Consider the following 15,822-nt stretch of genomic DNA (forward strand, 5'->3'; position numbering starts at 1 on the left):
GTTGAATAGTAATCCCAAGGCTGGTCTCCCCCCTCCTTTTCCTTTCTTAAATATTTTTTTAGCCCCGGATGGTACTAAAGTAACCTGGCGCCGACTTCTTTGTATACACACCAAAAAATACAGTCGTGGATATTGAACAGATCAAAAGAGTGCTGGACCGCTATACGCAAGGAAAGTGTACGCCCGATGAAGTGAAGACAATTGAGCAATGGTTTGCCAGCATTAACCAACACCAGACGAAACTGATAGATGATGATTTTCTGCAGGCACAACTGGAGGAGGTGCGTTTACGTATCCACGAAAATATGCAGGCACCTGTTAAACCGCGCAGGAACAAGATCAGAACATTGTTATACAGCGGCCTCGCCGCAGCAGTAATAGCAGGTGTGGCTTTCACTGCCTATCGTTTTATGGATGTTAAGCCTAATAACCTAACTGGAACGATCAATAAAACAAGATCGAGCAAAACGATTAAAGACGGGTATGTGGAAGTAGTGACCACCAAAGGCGCTACGGAAAGAATCGTGTTATCAGACGGCAGCACCGTGGTGGTAAACGCTTCGTCCAAACTGCGTTACCCCGTTAAGTTCGGCACCTCCGACCGCAGTATTATACTGGAAGAAGGAGAGGCATTTTTTAAAGTAGCGAGCGACCCCGCAAGGCCATTTACCGTGCATACGGCGGAACTTTCGACTACGGCGCTTGGCACATCGTTCAACATCAGGGCATATTCGCATGAAAACAAAGTAGTAGTAGCGCTGCTTACCGGAAAAGTGAAAGTAGAAGAGCAGGCGAAAAAGAATAGTAACGAAGCCCCGGTAATACTTATGCCGCAGGAGCAACTGAGTTACAACCGTAAATCGCTGAGCATGATCAAATCGATGTTCGGCAAACAGGATGATATAGTGGGCTGGAAACACGGCTTCCTCGTATTCAAAGATGCATCATATAACGAAGTAATAACCGAAATCGAAAACAGGTACGACGTCACCGTTATCAACCAAACTGAAAAAACCGCCTGGAATTACACTGGTTTCTTTAAAGACGAAAGCCTGCAGGACGTCATAGAAACCATCTGTTTAACCAAAGGCATAAGTTACTCCATTAAAAACGACACAATTTTTCTTCAAAGCAAAAATTAGTACGTATGCAACAATTCCTACGCGTAATATGTATATCCGTAGGTCTTGTAACTATACTACCGCTGGCAGGCAACAAGTTTGCCCATGCGATAGCTATGTCGCAAGACACCAAAAATGTAAACCTTACCATACAGGTAAAGAATAAGAATATGGAGGAAGTATTTGCTGATATTTCCGCCAAAACAGGAATGAGTTTTCACTACGATAAATCGGAGCTGGACCTCAAAAAGAAAGTAACGCTGAACTGCAACAAAGTACCCATAGACGAGGTATTACAGCAACTGAGCGAACAAACGGGCTTTAAGTTCACCCGTAAGAGTAACAAGATTATTGTGGGGGCGGAAGTAAGCAGCCCTTTGGCCAACGTAGCCCTGCTAAACGCCGCCGCCATTGAAAAAGAAGTACGTGGCACGGTGCGCGATGCTAAGGGCGGAGGTTTACCAGGCGTTACGGTGATGGTAAAAAACACGAACCGCGGCACACAAACGAATGCAAACGGTGTGTATGTATTAGGTGCCGAAGTGGGCGAAGTGCTGTTGTTCCGCTCTGTCGGTTTCCTGAACAAAGAAGTGGTAGTAGGCAGCAGCGATGTGATAGACGTGGTGCTGGAAGAAAATGTGAAATCGCTGAGTGAATTTGTGGTGACGGCTTTGGGTGTACAAAAGAAATCGAAAGAACTTACCTATGCCACACAACAGTTAAACAGCGATGATCTTACCAAAGTGCGTGATGCTAACGTAATCAACAGCCTCGCAGGCAAAGCGGCCGGTGTAACAATTACCAGAAGTGCTTCCGGCATCGGTGGTTCTTCAAGGGTGGTACTACGCGGTAATAAATCGACCCGCGAAAACCAGCCGATGTATGTGATCGACGGGGTGCCGATGGCGAACTTTACACCTGCGCAACCTACAGATGTTTGGGGACAGGCATCGGGGTTAACAAGTACCAGCGGTCGTGATGGTGGTGATGGTATTTCGAATATCAATCCGGATGATATTGAAAGCATTAATATACTGAAAGGTGCATCGGCAGCGGCTTTGTATGGCAGCCAGGCGTCGAATGGTGTGATTATTATCACGACTAAAAAAGGTCGCGCAGGGAAAGGAAGGATTGATTTCTTCTCTGACCTTACGCTGGAGAAACCCTCCGTCCTGCCAAAACTCCAGTACAGCTATGGCCAAACTGAACCTCAAACCGCTACCAACACCGGCTCTGAAGGCAGCTGGGGCGCTAAAGTAAATGCGCCCGACCATGTGAAGGATTTCTTTAAAACCGGCACTACCTGGACAAACGGCATTTCCTTCAGCGGCGGTAATGAAATTGCGCAAACCTATTTCTCTTATTCCAATACGACGAATAAAGGTATTATTCCCACCAGCAAATTCGACCGCCACACCCTTAACTTCCGGGAGACGCTGAAACTGCTGAACGATAAATTATCGCTGGACGCAAACATCACTTTCCTTACACAAAACTCTCATAACAGGCCCACATCCGGTTTGTATTACAATCCGCTTACAGGGCTTTACGTCATGCCGAGAGGACTTGATTTCGACAGCTACCGCGACAACTTCGAGTACCACTCTCCCCTCCGCAACCTGAGTTTGCAGAACTGGTGGAACATTAATGAAGATAAAGGATGGTCGGGCAAAGACGAACAACAGAACCCATACTGGACGTTGTACCGCGACATCCGCACCGATAAACGCGATCGTGCCTTATCATCGCTGGCAGTTAAGTACCAGCTGCTCGACTGGCTCACCGTGCAGGGCCGCGGAAGTTTTGATAAGTCGTTTGATGAATACCAACTGAAGGCATATGCCGGCACCCAATCGGTATTGGCGCCAGCGAGAGGACGTTATACACTGGAGCGCGAGTACAACACACAACTTTACGCCGACGTATTATTCACGGCCAATAAAAAGTTTGACCTGTTTAGTGTAGGAGGCAGCCTTGGTTCCAGCATTACCGATGTAAAGGCGCACGACAGGATACTTACCGATGTGAATCCTTACAGCACCAACGGCCTTAACTTCCCCAACCAGTTCTCCGTGGCCAATATACTCAGCTCTTCGCTGGATGTGGTGCAGGGCATAGAACGTAAACAAACACAGGCCGTTTTCGGCAGCGCGCAGTTAGGGTATAAAGATTACCTGTTCGTGGACCTTACCGGGCGTAACGACTGGAGCAGCACGCTGGCATTTACGCCTACTGCAAACAAAGGTTACTTCTACTACTCCGCAGGTATTACCGCTGTACTGAGCGAAATGGTGAAAATGCCTGCCTTTGTCAGCTTCGCCAAAGTAAGGGCCTCCTTCGCCAAAGTAGGTAACGATATCTTCCCATACGCCACCAATCCGTCTGCCTTTAACTACCGCATATCACAGGGTTCCAAAAGAGAAGAAGTAAATCCACGCGGCCCGTATCCCAGCACTTACCTGGAGCCGGAAGATAACCGCAGCTTCGAAGTTGGCGCCGATTTGCAGTTGTTCGACAAACGGGTGATGCTGGATGTTACGTACTATAACAACAATAACTTCCGGCAGTATATGGAAGTGCCGGCACCATCCGGCTCGGCGTACACGATCTTTTACCTGAACCTTGGTCAGATACGTAATACGGGCGTAGAGGCGATGTTAACGCTGATACCGGTAAGAAACAAACTGATAACCTGGACCTCCAATATCAACTTCGCACAAAATAAAAACGAGATCGTTTCACTGACCAACAAAGACATTCCTGGTGCAGATGAAAATAACTTCTTTAAGATCACTGAATTTGGCGTAAACATGTTCGGTTCGTTCCTGAAAGAAGGCGGTGCCTGGGGCGACTTCTACACCAATAAAGAGGTTGTGAGAAATGAGCAGGGACAATTACTGGTAGAAGATGATGGTACCTATATAAAAAACAACAGCGCGTTCAGGAAACTGGGCAACCCGAACCCTACCTTCACTTTGGGCTGGAACAACACGATCGATATCAGCGATTTTTCTTTGAGCTTTTTGATTGATGGCAGGTTTGGTGGCAAAGTAATGAGCATTACACAGGCCACGCTCGATTTGTATGGAGTTAGCGCTGCTTCTGCCGATGCAAGGGATGCAGGTGGTATTACATTGCCCGGTAATGTGGTAAAGAAAAGTGACGGCAAACCATTTACCGGTAAAGTAGATGCGGAAAAATATTACAATGCTATTGCAGGTCGTGCGGGCGTAGGTGAGTTCTATGTATACGACGCCACCAGTATCCGTCTCCGCGAACTGGCGCTGAGTTACAAACTACCTATCCGTTCGAAAGTAATACGTAACGCCAGCATTGGATTTATTGGCAGGAATCTCTTTTTCCTCAAGCGTGATGCGCCGTTCGATCCAGAAACATCTATGGGTACCGGCAACGCGCTGCAAGGCATTGATGTATTCGGAATGCCTGCCACCAGGAGCTTTGGAGCAAGTCTGAAAGTAGGATTCTAATACAATTATATTCATCGATATAACTGCAGACCAATGAAAGCAATTAAACATAAAATATACGGTAAACTCCTGCTAACGGGCCTTGGTGCATCGGTAGTACTGGGGGCCTGTACCAAGAACTTCGAAAAACTCAATACCAATCCGTATGCTGTAACGGAAGATGCCGCGCAGGGCGACTTTAAGATACTGGGCGCGCCAATCAGGCAGATGCAGATGAACATTTATACGGTGGACCCAACCTGGGTAGCGCAACTGCAAACAAACCTGAACAGCGATATCTATTCCGGTTATATGATGTCGCCCAACCCTTTTGGCACAAACAGTAACAACATAACCTATGCGTTGCACGATGGCTGGAACGACTTTATCTGGACCACGCCTTACACCAACATTATGCCCGCCTTTAAATATATTGGCGCCCGCGCAAAAGGTAAGTTCGACCAGTTTTATGCCTGGGCACAAATACTGCGGGTAATGGCCATGCACAGGGTGAGCGACGTGTTCGGCCCCATCATCTATACTAAATATGGCGTCATTAATCCTGATGGAAGTATTACCTACGATTCGCAGAAAGAGGCCTATTACGCGTTTTTCCAGGACCTTAAAGAAGCCATCGATGTACTTACGCCACTGGCCATCAATCCACCTGCAGTAAAAGCCTTTACTGACGCGGACCTGGTGTATGCGGGCAACTATACACAATGGGTAAAGTTTGCAAACAGCCTTCGCCTGCGCCTCGCTATCCGCATTGCAAAGGTAGATCCGCAGAAAGCACAATCGGAAGGTGAAGCCGCACTCGCTAATCCTGCTGGCTTAATGACGACTACGGGCGATGACTTCAACATAAATATTGCACCTGTACTACATCCGCTTAATACTTTCTCCGGCGTTTGGACCGACATCCGAATGGGAGCGCCGATGGAGTCGTACCTCACTGGTTACAGCGATCCGCGTCTTTCCAAATACTTTAAGTCTTCTTCGGAATATAAAGATGCATTTAAAGGCATTCGCCAGGGCGTGGATTTACCGGACAAAAACGTGTATGTAAACTTTTCAGCGCTCGCTGAACGCCCTTCTACACTGCAACTACTCACGGCTGCAGAAGTATGGTTCCTGAAAGCAGAGGCCAAATTACGCGGCTGGAACGGGATTAATGAAAGCGTACAGGAATGTTACGAGAAAGGGATCGAAACGTCTTTCGATCAGAACCGCGTAGCATCAGAATTGACCAGGTATAAGAATGATGCGGTGAGCAAACCTGCGCCTTATATAGATCCGAAAAATAACGCCAACAGTATTACTGCGGCAGATCCACATCTTAGCACCATTACCATTAAATGGGACGAAGCGGCTACGTTCGAGATAAAACTGGAACGCATCATTACCCAGAAATGGATCGCGATATTTCCTGACGGACAGGAAGCGTGGACAGAGTACCGCCGCACAGGATACCCCAAACTGTTTCCTGTGGTGCTGAACAAAAGTAACGGCACCATCAATACAGAAACAGGAATCCGCAGGATCAACTTTGTAACCACAGAGAGAACGACCAATGCGAAAGGGGTTGAAAATGCGGTAACACTACTGGGTGGTGCCGACAATGGCGGTACACGCCTTTGGTGGGACAAACTTTAACTATAGTAGCGATAGCCATAATAGTAATAACTACATTCACGAGGTTGTAATGCGGCCGGGCCTGTTGAGGCCCGGCCTACTTTTTACAAACCGGAAAAGAACCGCTTAAAGAAGGTTTCCTGGTAAACAATGGCGTTACTCCAGTAATCCCAGTTGTGGGCGCCGGGCCGCTCTGTATAATCATGTGTGATGCCATTCTTCAGCAGCACTGCATGTAAGTTCCTGTTTACATGGATGAAAAAGTCTTTTACCCCACAATCGATGATCAGTTTCAAATCTCCGTCTTTCAACTGGCTGGCCACATTCACCACGGTATATTTGTCCCAGTTTGCTGCATGGGTAGCACTATCACCTAGCCGTTTGGCAAGCTCCCAGTTCTTTGGGAACGGCCGGATGTCTACACCACCGCTCATACTACCGGCAGCACCGAATATATCCTGATGACGGATAGCCAGGAACAATGCGCCGTGCCCGCCCATACTAAGTCCCGCGATAGCGCGGTGCGCGCGGTCGGGAATACTGCGGTAATGCGCATCGATGTAAGCCGGTATTTCGCGGCCCACGAAGGTTTCATAACGCATGGTACTGTCTATCGGGCTATCTAAGTACCAGCTGCCAAAACCGCCATCAGGACAAACGAAGATCACCGAATCCCTGTCCGCGAGGATTTTAATGACAGGCACTTTTTTAATCCAGTCGCCATGATTACCGCTGTAGCCATGCAGCAGGTAAATAACCGGGTAACGCTGCTTCGACTTTTTATATCGATCAGGTGTAACGACCACGCACTTGAAAGAGGCGCGCATGGCGGTGCTGGGAATGGTTATGGTATCTACCCGGGCAGCGAAAGAAAATGCGGGAATAATCAGTAATAACGTGAGATAAAGTAAACGATTCATGAAACGGTGCTGTTTAAGACCCGAAAAATAGATTTTTCCCGCCAGAGTTTTTTGTTTAAGTTTGATATCATTTTGATATCATAATAAAATATCCCCTTTATGGAAAAGAACATTAAACCCGTGTCTGGCTACCTTGCCTTTGTATTGGCCATCGTCACATTTGTGGGCGCTGCCTTTTGTTTTGCCGCTTACTCCTCTAACCAGTTCCCGATGCTGTTTATATTTGGAGCGCTGCTGGCCATCACCTTCATATTTATATCAAAAGGTATAATGGTGATTAACCCTAACCAGGCACGCGTGCTGACGTTTTTTGGCAGTTATGTGGGCTCTGTAAAAGACAATGGCCTGTTATGGGTAAACCCGCTTTATAAGAGGGGAAGCATATCACTGAGGGCCGAAAACCTGAACGGGCAGCAACTGAAGGTAAATGATAAGATGGGCAATCCTATTGAGATAGCGGCTGTAATTGTATGGCAGGTACGCGATACTTACAAAGCAGCTTTTGATGTGGCCAGTTACCCGCAATATGTGCAAATACAAAGCGAGGCTGCTGTTCGTCACCTGGCTACCACCTGTCCGTACGAGCGCCTGGAAGACGAAAATGCCGAGATTACTTTAAGAGATGGCGGTGATAAAGTGAACAGCATGTTGGAAGCGGAGTTGAACGAACGCCTGGCCCCTGCCGGTATTATGGTACTGGAAGCCCGCATCAGCCACCTGGCCTACGCTCCGGAAATTGCCGGCGCTATGTTGCAACGCCAGCAGGCCACGGCCATTGTTGCCGCCCGTAGTAAAATCGTGGAAGGTGCGGTAGGTATGGTGGAAATGGCGCTCGAAATGCTGTCGAAAAAACAGATCGTGGAACTGGATGAAGAAAAGAAAGCCGCTATGGTAAGTAATTTAATGGTCGTACTTTGCGGTGAAAAATCGGCTCAACCTGTATTGAACACAGGCACCATTTATCAATAATCTGCCGGATGAAGGACAAAAAATCATTTGTGATAAGGATGGAAGCCACCACCTACGAAGCCCTGGAAAAGTGGGCGGCGGACGAGTTCCGTAGTGTGAACGGACAAATGGAATGGATCATCGCCAAGGCGTTGAAGGAAGCAGGGCGTGATCCCAAATCCAAAGAGAAAAAAGAAAAGAAATAAAGGAACGGAGGGTCGGTTAAACAATTGCCTCACTCCATCAGGAAATAAAAATAGGCTGCCCGATGAGCAGCCTATTTTTATGCATGGGTATCATTACTTATTGCCTCGTTGCACGCTGCATCGGGTTGCCGCCTGTAGAGGCACCGCGAACAGGAGCTTCGGACTTGAACAGTTCGAATTTGGAAGGAACTGCCGTACGCGGCCACATGTTGTTAGCCTCGTTAATGTCAGCAGTTTCGCGATAAGGATCTACCAGGATGGCGCTTACCATTTTATCTTTTGCAAACACTTTGGTGAACTTATATTCATTCTTACGCCAGATGTACGCAGGTACTGATTCTACTTCTTTCGTACCATCGGTGAACGTCCATTCAATGATTACGGGCATTACGAGGCCACCTACGTTGGAGAATGTCAGTTCATAAAAGTTCTTTTTGCTGTCGTAAAGTTTTTTCTCTTCAGGAGAAAGACTGCCGGTGAATTTACCGAAGGCTGCTTCCTGCTCGGGTGTAGCAGCGTAACGGTCCCATTTGTTGTAGAAGTCGAGCAGGCTTGTATCCTGGTCTACAGCGAATTTAATACCTGCTTCCTTATTACGTTTACGGGCAATGTGATCGGCATTTTTAGCAGCCAGTTCTGCATCTCCTTTATTTTCGATAGCAGGGTTCTTGCTGTCCATGCGATACCATTTCACGCTATCCAGCGAAATATCTACCGCCTCGGTGGTAAAGAACCATCCGCGCCAGAACCAGTCGAGATCTACGGCAGAAGCATCTTCCATTGTACGGAAAAGATCGGCGGGTGTTGGATGTTTAAATGCCCAGCGGCGTGCGTACTCCTTAAAGGCAAAGTCAAACAACTCACGGCCCATTACGGTTTCGCGGAGAATGTTAAGTGCGGTGGCTGGCTTGGCGTAAGCATTAGGGCCAAACTGGGAAATGTTCTCAGAGTTGGTCATAATAGGTTCCAGCACGTCTTTCGGCATCTTCATATAATCCACGATCTTATGTGCAGGGCCACGCTGTGAAGGATAATTATTGTCCCACTCCTGCTCTGCGAGGAACTGGCAGAACGTATTCAATCCTTCGTCCATCCACGTCCACTGGCGTTCGTCGGAGTTTACGATCATCGGGAAAAAGTTGTGCCCTACTTCGTGAATGATCACACCGATCATACCGTATTTGGTAGCTTCAGAGTAAGTACCATCTTTCTCGGCACGGCCGTAGTTAAAACAGATCATCGGGTATTCCATACCGTTAGCTGCTTCCACGGAAATAGCCACCGGGTAAGGATATGGAATAGTATGTTTTGAATATACTTTCAGCGTATGTGCTACTGCTTTAGTAGAGTACTTGCGGTAAAGCGGGTACGCTTCGGGGCCGTAGTACGACATCGCCATTGTTTTTTTACCTTCTACATTCGTAGCCAGTGCATCCCAAACAATACGGCGGGACGATACCCAGGCAAAGTCGCGTACATTCTCGGCGTCGTACACCCAGGTTTTACGGGCAGTGGCCTTGTTTTTCAACGCCTGCTGCGCCTCTGCGAGCGTTACTACTTCCAGCGGCTCTTTCGCAGTTTGTGCCTGCTGCCAGCGCTGGAACTGCGCGCCGCTTAATACTTCCTTATAGTTCTGACATTCGCCGGTAGCACCTATGATATGATCGGCAGGAACGTTCAGGCGAACACGGAAGTTGCCGAAAGTAAGTGCAAACTCACCACGACCGGTAAACTGTTTGTTTTGCCAGCCCTGGAAATCTGAATACACGGCAAGGCGGGGGTACCATTGTGCCATCGTGTACAGGTAGTTACCATCTTCTTTAAAGAATTCATAACCACCGCGACCACCAACCGTCATACGGTCGGTGATGTTGTACCACCAGTCTACTTTAAATTTCAGCTTTTCGCCGGGCATTAGAGGTTTAGGCAAATCGATGCGCATCATCGTTTGGTTAACGGTGTAGGGCAGTGCGGCACCATTAGCATCCGTTAATTTTTCGATGTGGATGCCCACGTCAGCGCTGCTGCCAAGAATACCGTTTACCTGGCGCATGGTCATACGCTCGCCCATTTTGCTACCATCGAAGCGTTGGTTATCGCTTGTTGCTTTATGCTCGTTCTCGTCCAGTTGCAGCCATATGTAGGTGAGCGGGTCGGGAGAGTTGTTGAAGTACGTAATGGTTTCGGAGCCGGTGAGTTTTTGTTTCTCATCGTCCAGCGTAGCGCTGATGTCGTAATCTGCGCGTTGTTGCCAGTATTTAGGTCCGGGAGCGCCGGAAGCCGAACGGTACATATTCGGGTCCTGCAACATTGTGCCAAGCTGTTCAAACTTGTTGCCATGGTTAGAGCCAGGGTTGTTCTGCGCTATCGCAGCCAGGTTGCCTGCCATCAGCATTGCCAGTAAAGCATAGTGTTTCTTCATAAACATATACGAGCCTTCTAGATTTTGTTTGTATGGTTGTGTTATGCCTTGGTAAAGAGCATACTAAATCGTTCCACTGTCATTAAAAAAGCAACACCAAAAATGGCGGAAGAAAGAAACATAGTCCAGTCCCTTCTTTTTACATTGGTTAAATTCACCACTATGCCTGCAATCAGCAGTATAGCCGTTACAATCAGCAGCTGCCCGAATTCCAGCCCCACGTTGAACGCGAATAACGGCATCAGCACATCACCCGTACCCAGCAGGCTTTTCAGGTAATTGGAAAAACCCATCCCGTGAATAAGACCGAAAAACAACGCCAGTATGTAACTGAGCAACACTTTATCGGGCGCCGTGTCTTTGTTTTTGCGGAATACGTTGGTTAAAGCAGTGATCACAATGGTGACCGGTATCAAAAATTCAATAAATGCCGAGGGCACTTTAATGAAATTAAGCACGCTCAAGGCCAGGGTAATGGAATGGCCGATCGTGAAAGCAGTTACCAGGACCAATACTTTTTTCCAGTCTCTAAGCAGATATACAGCGCACAGTGCCGCAATAAACAAGATATGGTCGTATCCTTCCAAATCTGCGATATGTTGCCATCCAAGCTGAAAATACATCGCAAACTCACTCATCGCGTAAATTTTCTATAATTTTGGTAATTATACCTACAATAGGTCAATTATTAAAATATTTGGGTCAAATGGGGCTATTATTTTGTAAATGGCTGCTGCCGCTCTACCTGGGCAACATGCATCCGTTTTATGTGAGTGTAACAGAAATCCGTCATAACAACGCCAAACAAAGGCTGGAAGTGAGTTGCAGGGTATTTGCCGACGATTTTGAGAACACGCTCAAAAAAACCTACAATACCTCTTTCGATATCATCAAACCCACCAACCGTAAGCTGGTCGATTCCCTGGCGGCAGATTACATCAAAAAACACCTGATCGTTAATATCGACGGAAAAACCGTGCAGTTGCAATATCTCGGCTATAAGATCGAAGAGGATGCCGCCTGGTGCTTTTTCGAGTCGAAAGTAGGCCCAAAGGTGAGTAAAGTGCGGTTAAAAGACGATTTGCTGTTCGAATCACATGATTCACAGGTAAATATGGTGCATGTAATCGTGAAGGACGAACGGAAGAGTACTAAGCTGGATAACCCGAAGGCGGATGCGGAGTTTAACTTCTAACAATGATGTTTTTTAAACCAAAATATCAGATTTCACTAAAATTAGGCACTTTTCATATCAACCCAGGAGCCCGCAAGCAATAAGTCGATTCTTTTTGTATCAAGCCAGATACTTTTGACATGTCCGTACATTCTTTTTGTATCGACGGCCGATTCTTTTTGTATCGACGTCGATACCGTTCCCTATCGGGTCGATTCTTTTTATATCGTTCCCGATTCTTTTTATATCAACGCCGATTCTTTTTGTATCAACGTCGATACCGTTCCCTATCGGGTCGATTCTTTTTGCATATGCGGAGATACTTTTTATATCAAGCTACATATCAGTTGGTATCAGGCTTGATTCTTTTTGCATCAACGCCGATTCTTTTTGCATCAACCCCCGATTAGTTTTACATCAGGCCTGATTCTTTTTGCATCAGCGTCGATTCTTTTTACATCAAATTTCCTCCCGTTAACTTCTGGGAACAAGCTTTGGGAATCCTGCTCATCCGCCGTTGTGTCACTCCCTTCAACGGCAGTAACACTATCATCTACTTCCTGTTATCCACAAACTTCACCGGTTTCCTGCTTCCTTCCGGGAACTGGATTTTCAGGATTTCCTGCATGCTGCAGTAACGTAGTTGAGGGATTACGCGCAGTTTACCCTGCAGGTACGAGCGTACCTTGCGGTCCATCTCCTCCGACTCTTCGGTGGTATTGAGGTGGAGTAATATTTCGTCGGTGCCTATTTCGTTGGAAAATACTTCTACCACAAACTCCTTCACCCCTTCCATATCACTTAATAAATCGAACAATGCAGGCGGATATAGCGTGGTGCCTTTGTACTTGATCATCTGTTTACGACGGCCAATTATGGGCGACAAACGCAGTGTCTGGCGGCCGCAGTCGCAGGGGGCTTCATAATACTGGCAGATATCGCCGGTTTTGTAACGCAGCAGTGGCATGGCTTCAACGCCCAGCGTAGTAATAGTTACTTCACCAGGTCTGCCAGGCGCTACCGGCCGGTCGTTCTCATCCAGCAACTCCACGATCAGCAACTCCGGATGATGATGACCACCCTGCCCTGCATTACACTCCGTAAACGCTGTTTGCATTTCGGTGGAGGCGTAAGTAGAAAACAGTTGTATGTCCCACTTATCAGTAATCTTGCGGCCCAGCACGTTCAGCGAGAAATCTACATTACGGATGTTTTCACCGATACACACGGCTTTTTTTACAGAAGATGCGTTGATGTCAATATTATGCTCCTCCGCATACGCCATCAATTTGAGTATGAACGACGGAACAGCCACAATGGTAGTAGGTTGTATGCGTTGTATATTTTCCCATTGCAGCGAAGGCACACCCGGGCCTACGCGCAACACACCTGCACCCAGTTTACGGATGCCCTGGTAATACGCCATGCCTGCCATAAACTGCCGGTCGAGCGTAAGCATCAGCTGAAAAATATCACTATCCGTGCCATTAGCGCAGGAAAACGAAATGTATTCGTTGTAGCTAAGGCGGTTTAAGTCCTTTTCGGTAAGCGGCAATACTACTGGTTTCCCCAGCGTACCGGATGTAGTGGTGTACTCTGCGATCTTACTTTTATCAACACATAAAAAATCCCAGTTCCGCTGTTGCAGGTCTTCTTTACCTACAGGCGGAATTTTGGCCAGGTCTTCCAGGCTGCGTATTTCATCTGTATTGATGTTATGCTGCGCGAACCACTCTTTGTAAAAAGGAGAAAACTGGCGCAGGTAGCCCAGCAAATGTTGCAGCTCCATTTCCTGGAACTGTTTGATCTTATTTTTGGGTTGTAATTCTATATCGGGAATGTACATAGACTAACTTTTAATCAGCTTCAATGATCACAAATGCAATGGCCATTGTTTTTACATGCGAAAGGGATACAGATATCTTGCAGATATTTTTTTCAGCATACAACCTGGTGGCTGGCTCCAACAGGAAAATAGATGGTTTGCCGGCGTCGTTATTGTGTACCTCTATCTCATTAAAATTTACGCCGCCGTTTCCCCAGCCGGTACCGAGGGCTTTTAAGAACGCCTCTTTAGCCGCAAAACGTGCTGCATAACTTTCATACTTCGATGCCTGCTTTTCACAATAGGCAATTTCATCTGGTGTAAATACCAGCTCCCGGAAGCCCTGCCCTTTTTGAATTTTGGCGGCTACCCGTTCTACTTCGACTATATCAGTTCCTATTCCGAGAATCATGGCTTTCCGTTAATGAGTTTAATGCGCTCGCGTACATAGTTCTCTTCCGGCATGGTAGCAATTACTTTGGTAAGTGCCTGCTGGTAATATGGCAGGGCTGTTTTGAACTCCTTGCGTTTATACCAGTAATCGCCGGCCAGCACATAAGCATGATAGTACTGCGGGTTATCCGCTATCATTCTTTTTACATCTACCTCTTTTCCATCTATCACATCCTGTTTCAACTTTCTGAAATCAACAAAACGTTTGTAGTCATCGGTCAGCAAAAATGTATCGGCCGGGATGATATTGGCGCTGTCGCACACCTCATGATCGCTTTCCAGGCCGTTCATCGCAAATATCTTATTTAAGTCGTAAGCCACAAATTCACCCAGCTGCCAGGGTGCGGCCGATACCCAGACTTTAAGCTGTTTAGGTTCAAATACGATGGCGTGGTGTGCGATCAGCTGGTTCACCGCTTTCTCGTTTCCCATGCCGATATTGGCCTCATCTATACCTTTCTGATCGCGGAGTATGTTGATGGTCTTTTGTACAGTATTAGGCCCGTTGCGTTGTAATAACTGTGCCAGGCGTTTGTAGCGGTAAGGCGAAGCACTTTCTTTCATCTGCGTTTCGTTCGACGAAAGGTGCGACAATTCAGTACTTTGAAAGTGATTAGCGCAGGTAATTTCATCTCCCTTGGGATCGTATAATGCAATGGTATCGGGTGTTTTCTCGATCAATGCAGCGCGGTTATCGGCTGCTGAGCCTACGAGGAAAGATTCCGCTACGAACATCCTGCGTTTCTTCGCAATAGCGTAAGCCTCCTGTATATTCTTCGCATATTGCAATATTTCTCTCGCCACCAATGATACTGGTGTGGCCGATCCGGAAGGCATATCGGTTTTAGCGGCATTAATGGTAACGGTAAGTCCCTGGTCGTTCATGCCCGACACCACGCCTGTAAAACCTCCCCAGGTAACCATCATAAACTTATAGCCCTGCTCTGGTTTATAAAAAGCGATGATCTTATCTTCTGCAAACTTATCACCCACATAAAAATCAAAGTTGCGGCCAATAATTAAATTACTGTCGGCAGAGCGGCCGTTCCAGGTACCAAACGATGTACAACCCACCAGCGCCATGCTTTGCAGGGCATGACCAATATCGTGCGCGGCATGATAGTTCATAATACGCTGAAAGTTGGTGCCGATAAAATCGTAGTCGTGCGAAGCGGACAAAGACACACCATAAATTTCCTGCTGGTATTCCGGTATAACGCTCTCCAGCAAATGCCGGTTAAAAAAACCGATAAAGTATTTCAGGAACTTCAGGTAACTCTGCGAAGGCACCATTTTCTTCAACTGGCTGGTAAACGCCTCTTCCTGCCGTACCACCAGTTCCTCTGCCAGTTTGCCATAGGTCACCCCTCTCTCAAAAGGTTTACCCTCTATGTACATTTCGTACAAGCCGCTTTTGCTTTTGCGAAACCAGTTGTTCCCCAGCGTGTAAGCTGTGGTGCTTATTTGTTTACGCTGCCACTCCATACTGCTTTTGTCTGCGATCTCAGGCGGGTCCATCCGTCCGGCACGCACTACATAAAACACCAGGGCGAGTATCAGCACCAAAAAAACGCCTGCGATCCATAACAGGACCTTCCCAAACTTTCGCCAACCGCTGCTGCGCTTTTTTATCTTTTCCAATGTGCTGTTA

The 15,822-nt window shown here is 47.1% G+C and carries 12 protein-coding genes; 6 read left to right on the top strand and 6 right to left on the bottom strand.

All coding sequences use genetic code 11. The annotated features are described in order from the left end of the window. The first annotated feature begins 125 nt into the window (after nt 1–125). The 3 genes from QZT80_RS04455 to QZT80_RS04465 are packed head-to-tail and all read left to right on the top strand — an operon-like array spanning nt 126 to nt 6,244. Entirely contained in the window at nt 126–1,142 is a 1,017-nt protein-coding gene (locus QZT80_RS04455; RefSeq protein WP_295118248.1) for a FecR family protein, read from the top strand. Nucleotides 1,143–1,147: 5 nt separating this feature from the next. Next, a complete protein-coding gene (locus QZT80_RS04460; RefSeq protein ID WP_295118251.1) occupies nt 1,148–4,609 on the top strand; it encodes a SusC/RagA family TonB-linked outer membrane protein in 3,462 nt (1,153 codons plus the stop codon). A 33-nt stretch (nt 4,610–4,642) separates the two neighbouring features. Next, the gene (locus tag QZT80_RS04465) at nt 4,643–6,244 is read left to right on the top strand and encodes a RagB/SusD family nutrient uptake outer membrane protein (protein ID WP_295118254.1); all 1,602 of its coding nucleotides are present in this window, start codon (nt 4,643–4,645) and stop codon (nt 6,242–6,244) included. A gap of 83 nt (nt 6,245–6,327) precedes the next feature. On the opposite strand, the gene QZT80_RS04470 is transcribed toward QZT80_RS04465, so the two are convergent. Further along, the gene (locus QZT80_RS04470; protein WP_295118257.1) at nt 6,328–7,143 is read right to left on the bottom strand and encodes an alpha/beta hydrolase family protein; all 816 of its coding nucleotides are present in this window, start codon (nt 7,141–7,143) and stop codon (nt 6,328–6,330) included. Nucleotides 7,144–7,242: 99 nt separating this feature from the next. Between QZT80_RS04470 and QZT80_RS04475 the strand changes: the two genes are divergently transcribed. Together QZT80_RS04475 and QZT80_RS04480 are read left to right on the top strand one after the other, a co-directional pair. Continuing rightward, nucleotides 7,243–8,112, top strand: a complete 870-nt coding sequence (locus QZT80_RS04475) for an SPFH domain-containing protein (RefSeq protein ID WP_295118260.1) — start codon at nt 7,243–7,245, stop codon at nt 8,110–8,112. Nucleotides 8,113–8,120: 8 nt separating this feature from the next. After that, nucleotides 8,121–8,297, top strand: coding sequence for a hypothetical protein (locus QZT80_RS04480; RefSeq protein WP_295118263.1), 177 nt, complete (start codon nt 8,121–8,123; stop codon nt 8,295–8,297). A gap of 97 nt (nt 8,298–8,394) precedes the next feature. On the opposite strand, the gene QZT80_RS04485 is transcribed toward QZT80_RS04480, so the two are convergent. Both QZT80_RS04485 and QZT80_RS04490 read right to left on the bottom strand, forming a co-directional pair. Then, nucleotides 8,395–10,725 carry a M1 family metallopeptidase gene (locus QZT80_RS04485; RefSeq protein WP_295118266.1) on the bottom strand — a complete coding sequence of 777 codons (2,331 nt, stop codon included), beginning with the start codon at nt 10,723–10,725 and terminating at the stop codon, nt 8,395–8,397. A 35-nt stretch (nt 10,726–10,760) separates the two neighbouring features. Further along, nucleotides 10,761–11,357: a HupE/UreJ family protein gene (locus tag QZT80_RS04490; protein WP_295118269.1), complete on the bottom strand. Its 597-nt coding sequence runs from the start codon at nt 11,355–11,357 to the stop codon at nt 10,761–10,763. A gap of 68 nt (nt 11,358–11,425) precedes the next feature. Between QZT80_RS04490 and QZT80_RS04495 the strand changes: the two genes are divergently transcribed. Beyond that, nucleotides 11,426–11,914 carry a DUF6702 family protein gene (locus QZT80_RS04495; RefSeq protein WP_295118272.1) on the top strand — a complete coding sequence of 163 codons (489 nt, stop codon included), beginning with the start codon at nt 11,426–11,428 and terminating at the stop codon, nt 11,912–11,914. A gap of 532 nt (nt 11,915–12,446) precedes the next feature. On the opposite strand, the gene QZT80_RS04500 is transcribed toward QZT80_RS04495, so the two are convergent. Genes QZT80_RS04500 through QZT80_RS04510 form a run of 3 tightly spaced genes read right to left on the bottom strand, consistent with a single transcriptional unit; the run spans nt 12,447 to nt 15,812 of the window. After that, nucleotides 12,447–13,739, bottom strand: coding sequence for a phenylacetate--CoA ligase family protein (locus QZT80_RS04500; RefSeq protein ID WP_295118275.1), 1,293 nt, complete (start codon nt 13,737–13,739; stop codon nt 12,447–12,449). A 10-nt stretch (nt 13,740–13,749) separates the two neighbouring features. Then, nucleotides 13,750–14,130: a holo-ACP synthase gene (gene acpS, locus QZT80_RS04505; protein ID WP_295118277.1), complete on the bottom strand. Its 381-nt coding sequence runs from the start codon at nt 14,128–14,130 to the stop codon at nt 13,750–13,752. After that, the gene (locus QZT80_RS04510) at nt 14,127–15,812 is read right to left on the bottom strand and encodes a C45 family peptidase (RefSeq protein ID WP_295118280.1); all 1,686 of its coding nucleotides are present in this window, start codon (nt 15,810–15,812) and stop codon (nt 14,127–14,129) included. The genes acpS and QZT80_RS04510 overlap by 4 nt, the downstream gene beginning before the upstream one ends. Between the last annotated feature and the right edge of the window lie 10 nt (nt 15,813–15,822).

The sequence above is a fragment of the uncultured Chitinophaga sp. genome (genome assembly GCF_902168175.1).
Taxonomy (GTDB): Bacteria; Bacteroidota; Bacteroidia; order Chitinophagales; family Chitinophagaceae; genus Chitinophaga.